General features: G+C 64.6%; 12 protein-coding genes. 7 read left to right on the forward strand and 5 right to left on the reverse strand.

Annotated features, from left to right (window positions below):
• Nucleotides 1-228 precede the first annotated feature (228 nt).
• Nucleotides 229-417: a hypothetical protein gene (locus Q0331_RS04060; RefSeq protein ID WP_005294448.1), complete on the reverse strand. Its 189-nt coding sequence runs from the start codon at nucleotides 415-417 to the stop codon at nucleotides 229-231.
• Between the two features lie 180 nt (nucleotides 418-597).
• Here Q0331_RS04060 and Q0331_RS04065 point away from each other — a divergent pair, with 180 nt between their 5' ends.
• The 7 genes from Q0331_RS04065 (at nucleotide 598) to Q0331_RS04095 (ending at nucleotide 10,791) form a co-directional block, all read left to right on the forward strand.
• Nucleotides 598-3,165 carry a helicase-associated domain-containing protein gene (locus tag Q0331_RS04065; RefSeq protein WP_298075103.1) on the forward strand — a complete coding sequence of 856 codons (2,568 nt, stop codon included), beginning with the start codon at nucleotides 598-600 and terminating at the stop codon, nucleotides 3,163-3,165.
• Between the two features lie 135 nt (nucleotides 3,166-3,300).
• Nucleotides 3,301-4,947 carry a DNA repair helicase XPB gene (locus tag Q0331_RS04070; RefSeq protein ID WP_298075105.1) on the forward strand — a complete coding sequence of 549 codons (1,647 nt, stop codon included), beginning with the start codon at nucleotides 3,301-3,303 and terminating at the stop codon, nucleotides 4,945-4,947.
• A gap of 37 nt (nucleotides 4,948-4,984) precedes the next feature.
• Nucleotides 4,985-5,737: a DUF3239 domain-containing protein gene (locus Q0331_RS04075; RefSeq protein WP_298075106.1), complete on the forward strand. Its 753-nt coding sequence runs from the start codon at nucleotides 4,985-4,987 to the stop codon at nucleotides 5,735-5,737.
• Nucleotides 5,738-5,875: 138 nt separating this feature from the next.
• Nucleotides 5,876-6,652, forward strand: coding sequence for a LamB/YcsF family protein (locus Q0331_RS04080; RefSeq protein WP_298075107.1), 777 nt, complete (start codon nucleotides 5,876-5,878; stop codon nucleotides 6,650-6,652).
• On the forward strand, nucleotides 6,649-8,253 hold the full coding sequence (locus tag Q0331_RS04085) for a 5-oxoprolinase/urea amidolyase family protein (RefSeq protein ID WP_298075109.1): 1,605 nt from the start codon (nucleotides 6,649-6,651) through the stop codon (nucleotides 8,251-8,253). Before Q0331_RS04080 ends, Q0331_RS04085 begins: the two co-directional genes overlap by 4 nt.
• Nucleotides 8,254-8,305: 52 nt before the next feature.
• Nucleotides 8,306-10,132, forward strand: coding sequence for a biotin carboxylase N-terminal domain-containing protein (locus Q0331_RS04090; protein ID WP_298075111.1), 1,827 nt, complete (start codon nucleotides 8,306-8,308; stop codon nucleotides 10,130-10,132).
• 14 nt (nucleotides 10,133-10,146) lie between these two features.
• The gene (locus tag Q0331_RS04095) at nucleotides 10,147-10,791 is read left to right on the forward strand and encodes a GntR family transcriptional regulator (protein WP_298075113.1); all 645 of its coding nucleotides are present in this window, start codon (nucleotides 10,147-10,149) and stop codon (nucleotides 10,789-10,791) included.
• A 37-nt stretch (nucleotides 10,792-10,828) separates the two neighbouring features.
• Here Q0331_RS04095 and Q0331_RS04100 read toward each other — a convergent pair whose 3' ends face one another.
• From Q0331_RS04100 to Q0331_RS04115, 4 genes are all read right to left on the reverse strand, one after another.
• Nucleotides 10,829-11,659, reverse strand: coding sequence for a putative hydro-lyase (locus Q0331_RS04100; RefSeq protein WP_298075115.1), 831 nt, complete (start codon nucleotides 11,657-11,659; stop codon nucleotides 10,829-10,831).
• A gap of 53 nt (nucleotides 11,660-11,712) precedes the next feature.
• Nucleotides 11,713-12,864, reverse strand: a complete 1,152-nt coding sequence (locus Q0331_RS04105; protein WP_298075120.1) for an NRAMP family divalent metal transporter — start codon at nucleotides 12,862-12,864, stop codon at nucleotides 11,713-11,715.
• A 153-nt stretch (nucleotides 12,865-13,017) separates the two neighbouring features.
• Entirely contained in the window at nucleotides 13,018-14,004 is a 987-nt protein-coding gene (locus tag Q0331_RS04110; RefSeq protein ID WP_298075117.1) for a hypothetical protein, read from the reverse strand.
• Nucleotides 14,005-14,045: 41 nt separating this feature from the next.
• The coding region (locus tag Q0331_RS04115) for an ABC transporter permease (protein ID WP_298075118.1) at nucleotides 14,046-16,246 on the reverse strand (2,201 nt) is incomplete at its 5' end.

A 16,246-nucleotide genomic window follows, 5' to 3' on the forward strand; every position in this document is an offset into this window, starting at 1 on the left:
CACCTACAAGCAGTACTCCGCTCAGCTGCAGGCTATCCTGCCTCACTAAGAGCAGCTTCTAGCTTTAAACCGGGTCGGCACGCAGTAGCGTTCCCGCCCGGTTTTTTCGTGGCCGCTGGTTAGGCGCTCCGATGAGCACCCGCGGGAGCAAACAAAGGTTAATTAAAGAAAAGGTGGCGCGCTTCCCCATATGGGGAGGCGCGCCACCTTATTAGTTTGCTAGTTCAGTTACTTGTTAATAACGGTGAACGAATGCACGTACGGAAGCTCGGAAGCATCGACGGGGAACTCAATGTCACCGTAGGGGCTCAGAGCACCCGCGGTATCGGCCACCAGCTCGGTAACAGCGTGACGGCCCTCTGGAATATCGGTCGGCCAGCCTGCGTCGACATAGCCCTTCTTCTCAACGTTAGCCATAGTTGTATCTTTGCACATCGCGAGGGAAAAGGACACACGAAGTGCTGATTTCCACCCACATCCCCACCCGTTTCGCCGCATTGCCCCACGTCTCAAACCGCCACTCGACCGCTTTCCGCCTAGGCCGTGCCATGTACCGCACCCCAAAAACGCTAAGTTTCCAGCTAAAATAGGGCGATTATGCATCACAACTCCGCGAACTCCACCGCTGATGGCGGCTCCCCTGCCTCTCTCCGCAGCGAGTTTCCCTCCTACGGGGACTGGCTGTTCGCACAGACGGATGAAGCGCTCGCAGACCTGCTCACTCGCCTGCTGGCATCGAACCCCGCAGCATTCGTGGAGAACCTCACCGGCAGCAACGCCGCGCTCGACACCTTGTCCGCTGCCGTTTCCACCCCCGGACGTAGCCGCCACTCGGAGTTATTCGCGGATTCCCCCGATCCGGCTCTGCTCCACCTGAACTCCCTCGAGCTTGCCGTCTGCCATGCAGCTTGTGAACTCGATGCGGTCCATCACCCGTGCACGGCGACGGAGCTGATCGACATGCTTGGCGAGCTCTTCGACATCGCCGGCACGCCAGCTACGCAACGCCCAAGCGAGGACGAGGTCCGCGCTGCCGTGAAATCCCTCTGCCACTGGGGCTTGGTGTTCGGGCCAGACTTCGCCCTCCCCCACCCGGAGCTGCCTGGCACGCAAACCCCGCTGAAGATTCCGCCCCATCTGCCCCGCATGTTTGAGCCCTCCACGGAGCAGCTCTGGCGACTGGTCGATTCCACCCGCTGTTCCATCCCCACCAGTGAACTTCCGCAGGTCGTGGACGAACTCCCGCCCCGCCAGCGCCGCCTGCTTTCCACCTTGGCAAACGGAGGCGGCGTAGGGCACTCTGCGTCCCTGCACGAAGGCGCGGACCCCTCTAAGCCCCTGCCCACCCTCGTGCGCCAGGGCATTCTGGACCAGCTGGACGATACGACAGCTCGCCTGACCGGCCGTGTGCAGCAGCTCTTGCGCGGCACGCTCATCGCCGACCCGGGCGGGCACTTCACCGCCGCGCCCCAGGCCGGCACCGATGCTTCGGGCACTGCCGCCGCTGACTCTGCCGACTCCACCACCAACTTCCGTGCGGACGACGCTGGCGCGGCCCAGGCCATCCAGCTGATTCAGGATCTCGGCCACCTCATCGAGGATCTCGGCCGCAACCCAATCGTCCCCCTTTCCTCCGGCGGCATCGGCACCCGCGAGGTCAACAAGGTCGCCCGGCGTCGCGACGAGCCCGCTGAAACGACTCTGCACCTGCTGACGTGGCTCGCCCACGCGAACCTCATCGGCCGTGGCCGGGCTACTCCCACCCCGGCCGGCCAGCCCGCGCGCGATTACTGGGCACCCACGGAGCTCGCCCTCGACTTCATGGAGGCTTCCCCCGCCACCGCTTGGGCGATCCTGCTGGTCGGCTGGGCCGGCAGCGCCTACGCCCCGTGGTTCGTCGACGAGCCCGACGTCCGCCCCTTCGAGGCCGGCACGGCATCGCACGCCGCCCGCGGTTTGCGTCGGACATTCCCATCGCTGTTCGCTGGTATTAGCTCTTTTGGTAATGACGCCCCCACGCCCCAGCCAGCCGAAATTCAGCGAGAACTCTGGCGCGTACGCCCCGGCGAAGCCTGGCGCACCACGCACACCGCCTGGAATGCGGTGTGGGAGGAGGCTAAAGAGGTCGGCGTGTTGGCGTCATTAAGAAGAGACACAGTGCCCACCCGAGCGATGGGCGCGCTGCACGAAGTGCTGAGCGGCAGCACGCACCCCGCTGCGGACCCCGTGGCGGATCTGGCCGACGCACTGGCGGAGATCCTGCCCGCCCCGGTGGAGCAGCTGATTGTGCAAGCAGATCACACGATCATGGCGCCAGGGCTGCTGCGCCCGACCGACCAGGCGATGCTGGCGAAGTTCAGTGATCAGGAATCCGGTGGCATGGCCAGTGTCTGGCGAATGTCCAAGGAGTCCGTGGAGCGGGCGCTGCGGGCGGGGCTTGGCGCTGCGGAGATTGAGGAGTTCCTGGAGGCCCGCGCGCTGGGCGGGGCGGAGAACGTCCCGCAGGCGCTGCGCTACATGCTGCACGATGCGGAGCGCAGCCTCTCGCAGGCGACGGCCGGGGTGGCCCAGATGTATCTGAGCGTGGCAGAGCCCGAGGCGCTGGACCGGATCCTGGCGCTGCCGGACATCGATGGGCTGCGGCTGCGGAAGATCGCGCCAACGGTCGCGGTATCCGCAGCACAGCTATCGTTTGTTACCGACCGGCTGGAGGCCATGGGCGTGCAGCTGCGCCTGGAGGGCGGGCAGGCGCACGCGGATGCTCCAGTGCTTTCGCGGGTGGCCACGCCCACGCGCGAGGGGCTGCCCGCGGAAACGGGGGCTAGCGCGAAGGTAATCGCCAGCGCGATCGAGGGCTTCCGCCGCAGCCACGACAGTGCGGATCGAGCCGACGCTAACTCGGCAGGCTCAGTGGCGGGCTCTGCGGCAGGCCAGCACGGCGACACCCGCGTGGTGCACACCGCCGAGGAGATGATGGCCGCGATCTCGCGGGCGTATTCCGCCGGCACCATCGTGCGAATTAGCTACGTAGACAACGAAGGCAAGCAGACCAGCGACCAGGTCTCAATCGTCATGATTCGCCCGTCCACCATCGCCGTGGTCTCCGAAATCAGCGGCGAGAGCTTCACCGTGCAGCCGCACCGCCTCAGCAGCGTGGAATACTAGCGCGCCACAGCAGGCTGCTGCGGGAGACAACTGCGTGATTACAGTGCAGCTACAGTAGATGGTTGTCCCAAGAGTAAGACAAGCTCAAGACAAATTAGAGCAACCCCCAACCCCCTCGTGAGGAGCACCCAGCTAGTGAGCATCGGCACCGGCCCCCTGATCGTCCAGTCGGACAAGACAGTGCTGCTGGAAATCGACCACGAACAGGCGCAGGAGGCGCGCACCGCACTGGCGCCGTTCGCGGAGCTGGAGCGCGCGCCCGAGCACGTGCACACCTACCGCATCACCCCGCTGGCGCTGTGGAACGCCCGCGCCGCAGGGCACGACGCGGAGCAGGTCATGGACGTGCTGGAAACCTACTCGCGGTTCCCCGTTCCGCAACCGCTGCTGATCGACATTGCCGACACGATGGATCGCTACGGGCGGCTGAAGCTCATCAAGCACCCCGCCCACGGGCTCGTACTGGAGACCACAGACAGGGCCGTGCTGACGGAGATCCGGCGTCACAAAAAGATCAAGCCCATGTTGGGTGCAGAGATCGATGAAGACTCGATCGTTGTGCACCCTTCCGAGCGCGGCAGGCTCAAGCAGGAACTGCTGAAGGTCGGCTGGCCCGCAGAGGACCTGGCGGGATACGTCGACGGCGAGGCGCACCCCATCGAGCTGTCGCAGGAGCACGAAGAATGGCAGCTGCGGGACTACCAGGAGATGGCAGCAGATAGCTTCTGGGAAGGCGGCTCAGGCGTGGTAGTGCTGCCATGTGGTGCGGGAAAGACGATGGTTGGCGCGGCCTCGATGGCCAAGGCGAAGGCCACCACGCTGATCCTGGTGACGAACACCGTCGCGGGCAGGCAGTGGAAGGACGAGCTAGTGCGCCGCACCTCCCTGACGGAGGATGAGATCGGCGAATACTCCGGAGAGAAGAAGGAGATCCGCCCCGTAACCATCGCCACCTACCAAGTGGTCACGCGCAAGTCGAAGGGCGAATACCGGGCGCTGGAGCTGTTCGACTCCCGCGACTGGGGCTTAATCATCTACGACGAGGTTCACCTGTTGCCCGCCCCGGTCTTCCGCATGACCTCCGACCTGCAGTCTCGCCGCCGTCTGGGGCTCACCGCCACCCTGGTGCGCGAGGACGGCCGCGAAGGCGACGTATTCAGTCTGATCGGCCCGAAGCGCTATGACGCCCCGTGGAAGGACATCGAATCGCAGGGCTGGATCGCCCCGGCGGACTGCACCGAGGTGCGCGTGCAGCTGACCGAGGCCGAGCGGATGGTTTACGCCACCGCCGAGCAATCCGACAAATACCGACTGGCCGCCACCACCCCGACGAAAACGAAGGTGGTGCGCAAGATCATGGAGATGCACCCGGACGAGCCGACGCTCATCATCGGCGCGTATATCGACCAGCTGGAAGAGATCGCAGCGGAGCTGGACGTACCCGTCATCGACGGCAAGACCGGCAACGCTAAGCGCGAGAAGCTGTACCAGCAGTTCCGCGATGGCGAGCTGAAGACGCTGGTGGTTTCCAAGGTGGCGAACTTTAGCATCGACCTGCCCGGCGCGTCCGTGGCCATCCAGATCTCCGGCACGTTCGGCTCGCGGCAGGAGGAGGCGCAACGCCTGGGCCGCATTCTGCGCCCGAAGCCGGACGGAGGCGGGGCGTTTTTCTACTCCATCGTCGCGCGTGACACACTAGACGCAGATTATGCCGCGCACCGCCAGCGCTTCCTGGCTGAGCAGGGCTACGGCTACCGCATCGTCGATTCTTTCGACCTTTAGAATCTTCTGAGACCGATCCTCTGTTTTAAGGAGCCCCATGTCCGCCGCCCAGCAACCGATGCAGGTTGACTTCAACTTCGACGTTGACGAGGAGTACGCCCGCAAGCACAACGAGTTCCTGCGCGATGCGAAGCGTATGCAGGTTTCGGCGGGCGTGCTGGCCGCCGTCCTGGCAGTGATCGTGGCCGTGCTGCTGATCACCGCGGGCTCTCAGTGGTGGGCCCTGGCGATTAGCTTCGCGCTGGGTGTGTTCGCGCTACTGTGCCTGATCCTGATTCCGGTGCTGCCCCGCAAGATGGGCACGCCGCAGCAGTACTTCGACATGTACCAGCTGGCCCCGGCGATGATCGCGGAGGTCAATGCGCGCGACATGGTGCTGCTGATGCTTGTGGACGCCTCTACCGAGCCAGCGAAGACCGTTCCCGCCCTGGCGTACCGCACGGTGACCTCTGTGCCGGGTGTTCCCCGCGAGGTCGGTGCGCGAGTGCCGTCCATGGCCGTAACCGGCTACCGGCCGACACGCGGTCCGAAGGTGTACGAGGAGATCTCTCCCATGCCGGTGGCGTGGGGCACTGGGGATGCAAAGGTGTGGAAGCGCGCGGAGCGGGCGATCGGCACGAACCTGTGGAATCGCCTGGAGGGTCTGCTGGACCAAGTGGACAAGGCCAAGCAGGCCAACCGCAGCGTGTACATCCTGGAAGACGGCACCCAGGCTGGCACTAAGGCTGCGGGCAAGGCTGACGCCAAGAAGGCTAAGCAGGACAACAGGGACAAGCGGGATAAAAAATAACGCAGGTCACCGTTGCGACAAGTGGGTGATTGATTTCACAATGGTTGTGTAGGTCACTAAACTGGCACACACATTGTTGAACAATCCGGCCGGAGGTGCGGCGCCTCGCACTCCCCGGCCACGCAAGGAGTCGATCGCATGTCCACCACCCGCAGTCCGCTTTCCATCGACCTGAACGCCGACCTCGGAGAAACGACCGGCGGCAACCCTGTAAGCGACGACGCCGCAATGGTAGCCATCGTCTCCAGCGCAAACGTCGCCTGTGGCTTCCACGCCGGCGATGCCCACGCGATCTCCAACACCCTGGCCGCCGCAGCGGAGAACAACGTCTCCGTCGGCGCCCACGTCGGCTACAACGACCAGGCGGGTTTCGGCCGCCGCTTCATCGACTACTCCCCCGCCGAGCTGGCCGACGAAGTTCTCTACCAGATCGGCGCCCTCAACGCGCTGGCTAAGGCGCGCGGCACGCAGGTGCGCTACGTCAAGCCCCACGGCGCGATGTACAACACGATCGTTCACCACGAGGCCCAGGCCAAGGCCGTCATCGAGGGCATCAAGGCCTTCGGCGCGGACCTGCCCGTGATGCTGCTGCCCGGCGCGGTTGCCGCCAACTACGCGGAGAAGGCCGGCCTGCGCGTGATCAACGAGGTCTTCGCCGACCGCGCCTACAACCCGGACGGCACGCTGGTTTCCCGCCGCGAAAACGGTGCCGTTCTGCACGACCCGGAGGTCGTTGCCCGCCGCGTGGTGCGCATGGCCGAGGAAGGCACGATCGAAGCCATCGACGGCTCCACCATCCGCACCGCCGCCGATTCCGTGTGCGTCCACGGCGATTCCCCCGGCGCGGTCGCCATGGCGGAGCGCATCGCCGCCGAACTGCAGTCCAACAACATCACCATCGGGAGCTTCCTGTGAGCCACACCGTTTCCCCCGTCGGCACCCGCGCCGTCATCGTAGACCTACCCGACCTGGACACAGTGATGTCCTGGCACGCCTCGCTCGTAGCCAGCCCCTTGCCCGGTCAGGTCGAGGCCATCGCCGCGGCGCGCACTGTGCTTGTTTGTTTTGACGCCCACTCCTCCGCCATCGCCGGCTTGAACACCCTGCGGGACTTCCACCCGCAAAACTCTGCGGAGGCCAACCCGCGGGAGGTCACCATCGACGTCGTCTACGACGGCGAGGATCTGGCGGAAGTCGCGGAGCTGATGGGCATCTCCACCGAGGAGCTCATCACCCGCCACACCCAGCAGCAGTGGCTGGCGGCCTTCGGTGGCTTCGCCCCGGGCTTTACCTACTGCGTGCCGGCTGCAGGCGACCAGTCCTATACCTGGGACGTACCTCGCCGCAGCTCCCCACGCACTGCCGTTCCGGCGGGCGCGGTGGGCTTGGCCGGACAGTTCTCCGCCGTCTATCCCCGCACCTCCCCCGGCGGCTGGCAGCTGCTGGGTCACACCACACAGCCAATGTGGGATACGAATGCAGAGCAGCCCGCGCTGCTGCAGCCGGGCGATACTGTGCGCTATCGCCAGGTACGCGAATCCATCAGCGCTGAGGCTGGCTCTACAGAGGAGGCCACGGCCGGTGCGGGCGCGGGGGCGTCACAAGACAAGAAACCTATCGTCCCTGCCCGCCAGAGCGTAAAGGTCCTGGATGCAGGGCTGCAGACCCTGTTTCAGGACACGGGACGCGCGGGCCACGGCGACATCGGCGTGAACGGCTCCGGCGCGGTCGATCGGGCGAGCGCCTGGGCGGCGAACGACGTGGTCGGCAACGCCTCGAGTGCAACCGTGCTGGAGAACATCGGCGGCATTGAACTGGAAGCACTGGTGGATACCGCAGTGTGCGTGACCGGTGCGCGCGCGAACGTATCGATCGGCCGGCGCAACTTCGAGCTGGGGGCGCCCGTGGAGGTCAAGGCCGGACAGACTCTCACGATCGAACCCGTCGGCGGGGCGGGCAATGGCCTGCGCAGCTACGTGGCCGTGCGCGGCGGTCTGGTGACGGACGAGGTCCTGGGCTCCAACTCCACCGACATTCTTTCCGGCCTGGGGCCGCAGCCCGTGGCCACCGGCGATGTGCTGAAGGCCGGGCGCCGCACTGCCCGGGCATCCGTCGGCACCGCGACGACCAACCCCTTTGACGGCGAGAACGTGCTGCGCTGCGTGGCCGGACCGCGCGACGATTGGTTCGGCGAGGCAGAGCTGCAGCGATTCACCGAGATCGAATGGACCGTGACTGGGCAGTCGAACCGCGTGGGGCTGCGACTGGCGCTGTCGGAAGGTGGCGAATCGCCCGAGCCCTTGCACCGCAGCCACGACGGCGAACTGGCCAGCGAGGGCATGGTCAGCGGCAGCATTCAGGTTCCGCCGAATGGGTTGCCCGTGGTGTTCCTGGCTGACCACCCGGTAACCGGCGGCTACCCCGTGATCGCCACCGTCATCGACAAAGACCTAGACAAGGCCGGCCAGCTGGGGCCGGGGGACACGGTGCGCTTCGAGCTGATCGACTTCGAATAGCCTGCAGGCGCGACCACAGACCCTAAACAACACAACGACAAGGAACGAACCCATGAGCCAAGAGACCTTCCCGCTACAGACCGTCCTCATCGCCAACCGCGGCGAGATCGCCATTCGCATCGCCCGCGCCGCCCGGGACCTCGGTATCCGCTCCATCGCCGTCGTCTCCGAGGCGGACGTGGACAACCTGCACGCCAAGATCGCCGACGAGGCCTATACCCTGCCCGGCAACACCGCCGCCGAGACGTACATGAACATCCCGGCTCTGCTGGACATCGCGCTGCGCGCCGGCGCGGACTGCGTGCACCCGGGCTACGGCTTCCTGTCCGAGAATGCGGACTTCGCCCGCGCTGTCGTGGAGGCTGGTCTGACCTGGGTCGGCCCTGCGCCGGAAGCCATCGAGACCCTGGGCAACAAGGTTGCCGCCCGCGCCCTGGCCACCGAGGTTGGCGCCCCGCTGGCGCCCGGCACCCCGGATCCCATCCCGAACTGGGAGCAGGCCCGCGACTTCGCCGACGAGCACGGCATGCCCATCGCCATCAAGGCAGCGTTCGGCGGCGGCGGCCGTGGCCTGAAGGTCGTGCACGACTACAACGACATCGAGGCTGCCTTCGAGTCCGCAGGCCGTGAGGCCAAGGCAGCTTTTGGCCGTGGCGAGTGCTACGTGGAGAAGTTCCTGACCAAGCCCCGCCACGTGGAGGCGCAGGTGCTGGCCGATACGCACGGCAACGTGCGCGTTGTGGGCACGCGCGACTGCTCCGTGCAGCGCCGCTTCCAGAAGCTCGTCGAGGAAGCTCCGGCGCCGTTCCTGACTGATAAGCAGCGTACCGACATCATCGAGGGCTCCCGCTCCATCTGCCAGGCTGCGAACTACACGGGCGCGGGCACGGTGGAGTTCATCGTCGCCGAGGACGGCACCGTCAGCTTCCTGGAGGTCAACACCCGCGTGCAGGTCGAGCACCCGGTCACCGAGGCTGTGACGGGCGTGGACATCGTCGGCGAGCAGTTCCGCATCGCCGCCGGCCTGCCGCTGAGCTTCGATGAGGATCCGGTCAGCGACGGCCACGCCTTCGAGTTCCGCATCAACGCGGAGGACGCCGCCAATGGCTTCGTCCCCTCTCCCGGCACCGTCACCCAGTTCGAGGTTCCGACGGGCCCGGGCATCCGCGTGGATGCAGGCGTGCGTTCTGGCTCTACGATCCCCGGCTTTTACGATTCCCTGATGGCCAAGCTGATCGTCAAGGGTCCGAACCGCGAGGTTGCCCTGCGCCGCGCCCAGGCCGCTTTGGCCGAGATGCGCATCCAGGGTGTGCGCACCGTTCTGCCGTTCCACAAGGACATCGTCACTCACCCCGCGTTCTGTGGCGACGATCTGCACGTCTACACCGACTGGGTGGATAAGGAATACGAGCCGGGCATCGGCGCGGGCTATGCCGGTTCTTCCCCGGAGGACGTCGAGGATGCTTACACCGAGCGCACCACTCTTACCGTGGAGATCGACGGCCGCCTGCACCGCGTGAGCCTTCCTTCGTCCTTCGGCGTTGCCACCGCTGGTTCTTCTGGTGCGGACGCCACCTCGGCCTCCCCCGCGACCGGGTCCAGCGCGGCCGCTGGTAACTCCGGCGCGGGCGCCTCTGCGGGTAGCTCCGCCGGTGGTAGCGCTGACGCTAACGCTGTGGTGTGCCCGTACACCGGTGTGCTGGTGAAGTGGCAGGTCGCCGATGGCGACTCTGTGGAGGTCGGCCAGCCGATCGCCACCATCGAGGCCATGAAGATGGAGTCCACGGTGGAGGCCAAGTCCGCCGGCACCATCACGCTGGCGCAGCTGAATCCGGGCGACAATGTGTCGAAGGGTGACGCGCTGGGCCACATTGCGTAATAAGCTGTACTGCTATGCACTCCCAGTCGGCTATCGCGCATTCAGCTCTCCTTGACGGCATCGCCTCCGGTACCTATCTACCGGGCGAAAAGCTCAATGAGGTGAATGTGGCCCAGTCGCTGGGGATCTCCCGCAACACCCTGCGGGAGGCTTTCGCCACCCTGGTTTCGGAGGGTCTGCTGGAGCGGATCCCCAACCGGGGTGTTTTTATCGCGGAGCCCACTCGCGAGGACTTGGCCGACATGTACGCCGCCCGCATGGTGCTAGAGCCGGGGGCTCTGCTGTGGGGCCAGCGGGAGGGGCTGGACGAGTTGGAGGGGATCGTCGCCAGCGCAGAAAAACTGCGGGATTCCGCTGGTTCGAAAGCCAGCGAGGAGGACATCCGCGCGATTGCGGATGCGAACCAGGATTTTCACCGCGCTATTGTCGCCAGCGCTGGGTCGGCGGGGTTGAATCACTCGATGGATCGCATTTTGGCGCAGATGCGCCTTGGGTTTGCCCGCGCCAACCGGCTGAACCACGAGTTCCACGTGGAGTTCATTGCGCAGAACCGCACGGTGACGGACCTGATTACGGAGAAGCGCTGGGAGTTGGCGGCCAACCAGCTAGCCGGGTTCCTGCAGCGCACGAGCGATAACATCGAGCGCTACTTCGGCTAGCGTGACCCGCCCGGGGTGCGGGATTAGAGGCGCGGACTCAGGGCACCTGGTACTGCAGGTCGCGCGCGTCGGTGATCAGCATGTGCCCCGGCGCGTGGCAAATCGCGAACTCGGGCTTGGATTCCATTACCACTGATTGCGGGGTTACCCCGCAGGCCCAGAACACGGGAATCGTGCCGGCCGGGATGTCCACGGCCTCGCCGAAGTCCGGATTGTTCACGTCCTGGATACCAATAGCCGCGGGGTCGCCGACGTGCACCGGGGCGCCGTGCACTGCCGGGTAGCGGGAGGTGATTCGCACTGCGTCGGCTACTTGGGCAGCTGGGATGGGGCGCATGGAGACGACCATCGGGCCGGAGAACACCCCGGCGGGGTTGGTGGGGATGTTCGTGCGATACATGGGCACGTTCTTGCCCTGGGCGATGTGCTCCACCGGCACGCCGTTATCCAATAGCGCGGTCTCGAAGGTGAAGGAGCAGCCGATGATGAAGCTGACCAGATCCTCGCGCCATACGTCGCGCACGTCCGGAACCTCGCTGTCCAAGTGGCCGTTGCGGTACAAGCGGTACAGAGGAATGTCGCTGCGGATGTCCCCGTCCGCCAGCAGCTCGGAGGAAACCTGTCCGGCTTCCAGCACGCCAAGCAGCGGGCACGGCTTCGGGTTGCGTTGGGCAAACAGCAAGAAGTCGAATGCTTGGGCTTGGGGCAGGGTGATCAGGTTCGCCTGTGCATAGCCCCGCGAATAGCCCGAGGTGTGAGCCACGGTGCCGCTGCGGAAGATCTGACGCGCCTGCTGTGGCGAGAGTGCACCGGGGTTCCCCTGCTGCTCCTGCCCCACAACCCCCTGTGCTGCAATGTTGTCTGGCATCTCCGCGGCTCCCTTTCCTTTCTTGGGCCTTGTGCCCTAAGCCCTGATTCTTCTTATGCCCAGATGCCCGGCAGCTTGCTCATAGAGCTCCAGCCCAGGTACAGCGTCAGCAACCAGGTCACAAAGCCAAGGATGAGCAGCCAGGTTGGGTACTTGTAGTTCTGCAGCAGGTCGCGGCGGCGCCAGGCCACCCACAGAACGACGGCGAAGCCGATCGGCAGGATCAGGCCGTTGAAAGCACCGGCGAAGATCAGCAGCTTCTGCGGAGCCTGGTTCAGGATCAGGTAGATCACAGCACACACGGCGATGAAGGCCACGACCAGCCAATTGAAGGTAGATTTCTTCATCGACTGCGGGGTAACGAAGGTCAGGGAGGTGTAGGAAGCACCCACCACAGAGGTCAGGCCTGCGGCCCACAGCACCACGCCGAAGAAGCGCACGCCGATGTCGCCAGCGGCGTGACGGAATGCGTCTGCAGCCATGTTGTTTCCGGCCAGCGTCACGCCCGAAGCGACCACGCCCAGGATCGCCAGGAACAGCAGCGCACGCATAATGCCGGTCACGATGATGCCAGAGACCGAAACCTTGGTGATCGTGTTGACGTTCTGCACGCCAGTCTGCCCGGAATCAATCATGCGGTGCGCACCCGCGAAGGTGATGTAGCCGCCGACAGTGCCGCCGATAAGAGTGGTGATCACAAGGAAGTCCACCTCGGTCGGTGCCACGGTGTTCTTCAAGGCCTCACCCAGCGGTGGTGCGGAAACGACTGCGACGTAAATCATCAGCAGGATCATGATGGCACCCAGGCCGGCGACGATGCGATCCAGAGCCATGCCCGCGCGCTTCGACAGGAAGATAAAGATGGCGATCGCTGCGGACAGCCCGCCGCCTAGCAGTGGATCCCAGCCGAGCATCGCATTGATACCCAGACCGGTTCCGCCGATATTGCCAATGTTGAAGATCAGCCCGCCGATGAACACGAACGCTGCCATGACCCAGCCGAGCCCCGGCAGAACCTCATTGCCCAGCTCGTTGGCACGCTTGCCGGATACGCCCAGCACGCGCCAAACGTTCAGCTGAATGGCGATGTCCACCAGGATCGAAACGAGGATTGCAAACGCGAATGCCGCGCCCATCTCCACCGTGAACACGGTGGTTTGGGTGATGAATCCCGGGCCGATGGCGCTGGTGGCCATGAGGAACATTGCGCCCAGCGACGCGGTGAATGTAGCCGCGCGGGCTGCTTCGGGTTTTCCGCCTACTGGCTTGCTGGCTACGGGCGTGCCGCCCTCGTGCTCGTCTGTATTCGACATGTCGGCGCCTTTCTATGAGTGATTTGTATCACTTTAGAATGTTGTTCAACAATCCGCAACTACCTTCCGCAGCCATTCCGCCAGCTCGTCCACTCGCTGCCGCCATACCGCGGGAGCAGCAATAATGTGCTCACTGTCGTACTCATAAAACTGCACCTCGGCGCCGCTTTCCTCGAAGTACTTCTTAATGACGCCCCCTGCGGTTCCCCTACTGTCGAACCTCGCGAGGGAGACTGCCGTGGGCACCCCTGCAATATCCACCGCGAACCCCTCCGGAATTCGCGGGCTAAGCGCCGCCAGGAAGTCCAATTCAAAATCTGGCCCCAGAGCCGAACTCACAACCGTCCCCACCACCTGACCTGTGGCCACCAGCCCACTGCCGAATACGACCAGGCCGAAAGCCTTCGGCTCCAGCTCTGCCTTGACCTGCGCGACTGCTTCCGCCACGTCCTGCTGCGTGAGATCCCAGGATCCGTAGCCAGGTAGCGGATACGTCAGATCCACGATGGTCACCCCGGAGCGCTCTGCGATCGCGGCGAAGAGGGGAAGCCAGAACTGACCGTGGCTTGCGCCGTCACCGAACCAGCCTGGTCCGCCGTGCAAGCTGACGGCTACGGCCCCGGTGGGATCAGGGGGCGTCAATACTGTTCCCACAACCCCATCCGGCAGCGCGGGGTGCTGCGACGTCCAGGGTTCCGCCCGCACCTGGGAGGTATAGGCGACGTGCGGCATGCGGTGGTCCAGCCCCGCACCCAGCACCAGCAAGCTGCTATGCGCCAGCAGGTCGGGCACACGTGCCCACATACGCTCCGTCTCGTCCACCAGCTCCGCCGGGACGGGGCAGGACTGATCCTTGTAGGGAATCCCCTCGTCGTTGACGAGGGAGCTGAAGACTTCCGGATAATTATCTTCAAAGAAATTGTTTAGCTGCTCCAGCTGCTGCTGGGCGTTCAGCGGTTCCACGCCAGTCTGCACGTCGCCGCCAGTGCCGGGCAGGTTAACAATGTCGGAGTTCGGGGTCTGCTCGCTCATGGTTAGCCATTGTAGTTTCGACCCCGGACAAGGTTCCGGCTTTAGTCGGCAATCGCCTCCAGCGGGGAGGTCTTCGCCGCCTTGTGCGCCGGCCACAGCGCGGCCAGCACGCCCACGATGCCGGAGCCCACAATCATGCCAACCAGCAGCTGCCACGGCAGGACCGCGCTATCCAAACCTTCGGAGGCCAGCACCTTCACGAAGACCCAGCCCAGGCCCACGCCGATGAGCACGCCCACCAGCGCGCCATAGATGGCGATTTGCACGGCCTCGAGGGTGATCATGCGGCGCACCTGCTTGCGGAACATGCCCACGGCGCGCAGCATGCCGATCTCCTGGCGGCGTTCGATCACGTTCAGCGCCAGGGTGTTGATGATGCCCAGGATCGCCACCAGGATCGACAGTGCGAGCATGGCGTTGAGGATCATCAGCATCTGGTCGATGCCGCTGGAAACAGTACCCGCGTACTCGGTTGGCGTGAGCACGTCAGCCACGATGAACGGCTCCACGGCCTTGCTCACGTTGTCCTTCAGGTCCTTCTCACTGATATTCCCGTCGCCGTGGACGAGGATCTGCAAGATGCTCAGATCCTCAGTCTCGTCGAGGGGTTTGCCCTGCCCCACGTAGGGCTTCAGCGCGGCCTCGTTGAGCAGCGTCTGCGACTGCAACGGCTCGGTGTAGATGCCCAGCAGCTTGATCTTGCCCATTTCCCCCTGACCAACGCGATACATCGGCACCTCGTCGCCGACCTTCCACTTCATGGCCTTGGCCTTACCCTCGGAGGCGTAGAAGCCCGGCTCGTCGGAATTCAGCTCCTCGCCCAGCGAGCTAAGCCCCATGGACTTACCGAGCGGCCCCTTGAAGTAGAACGCATACATTCCCGCGTACGTCACGTTGCTCTCGCTCATGGGCTTGCCCACACTGACGGGCGCCACTCCCAGGGTGGAATGTGAGCTCACACCATCGGCTTCGTCCACGGCCTTCTCTACACCCTGCGGCAGTGGGAAGCCCTGGTTCTGCGGACCGCTGACCACCAGGTCGGACTTCACCGTGTCGCCAATCATGTCCTCCATAGCGTTTTTCATCGTCGCGCCAACCATGCCGAAAGCCGCCACCAGCGCCACGCCCAAGGTCAGGGCAAACGCTGTAGTTGCGGTGCGTCGCGGGTTCCTGCGCGAGTTTGTGGACGCCAACTTTCCAATCGCCCCAAATGGAGCGCCCAAGACGCGCCCCAGCGCCGGGACGATTGGAATGGATAGCGCTGGAGAGACCAGGAAAGTACCGACAATCACCAACAGGGCACCGACGCCCAGGATGCTCGCCCGAGCACCCGTATCGGCGTCCTTAAGAACAAGAGCGGCAATCGCGGCAACGACACCAAGTAGGAAGACGATGGCGCCGGCGATGGTGCGTAGCTTCAGCGGCGACGAGCTAGAGATATCACCCGAACGCATCGCCTCGACCGGGTGCACGCGACCGGCACGGCGCGCCGGTGACCATGCGGAAACCACGGTTATGAGCACACCGATGACGAGGGGCAGGATCACCGCTTGCGGGGTGAGGCTGAGCCCAGTACTCGGCAGGCCGAACCCGGCCATGTCCATGATTGCGAAGATGCCCTTGGCAAGGCCCATTCCGGCCACGATGCCCAACGCCGAACCGACGAGGCCAACCAGAACGGCCTCGAAGACAACCGAGGTCGTCAGCTGGCTGCGGGAGGCGCCCAGGGAGCGTAGCAGGGCGAACTCCCGCATGCGCTGGGCGACGACCATGGAGAAAGTATTGGCGATGATGAACGCGCCCACCAGCAGGCTGACGAGGGCGAAGGCCAGCAGGAAGTAGTTGACGAAGCTGAGGCCGTCCTGGATCTCCTTGGTGGCTTGCTCGACGATCGAGTCGCCGGTGACGACCTTGAGTTCCGGGAATTCTTCCTGGACAGAGTCCTTGAGCTGCTCCGCGGTCACGCCGTCGATAGCGGACAGCCAAAAACCGTCGGGGAAGGTTCCGTTGGTATAGCGGTCGATATAGACCTGAGTGTCAAGCGCCAGGCCGAGGTAGCCGCCCACGGAAAAGTCAGTGTCGTAGATTCCGACGATCTTGTAGTCATGGCTGTCGCGGACGTCGATAGCTTTCAGAGTGTCACCGATGTGCACGCCGTGCTTCTCGGCGGCATCGGTGTTGATCATTGCCTCCTTCTCGCCCTTGGGTTCGCGGCCATCGGCCACAGTGATGGAGGGGCCGG

It is taken from the genome of uncultured Corynebacterium sp., assembly GCF_937999985.1.
In the GTDB taxonomy this organism is placed as follows: domain Bacteria; phylum Actinomycetota; class Actinomycetes; order Mycobacteriales; family Mycobacteriaceae; genus Corynebacterium.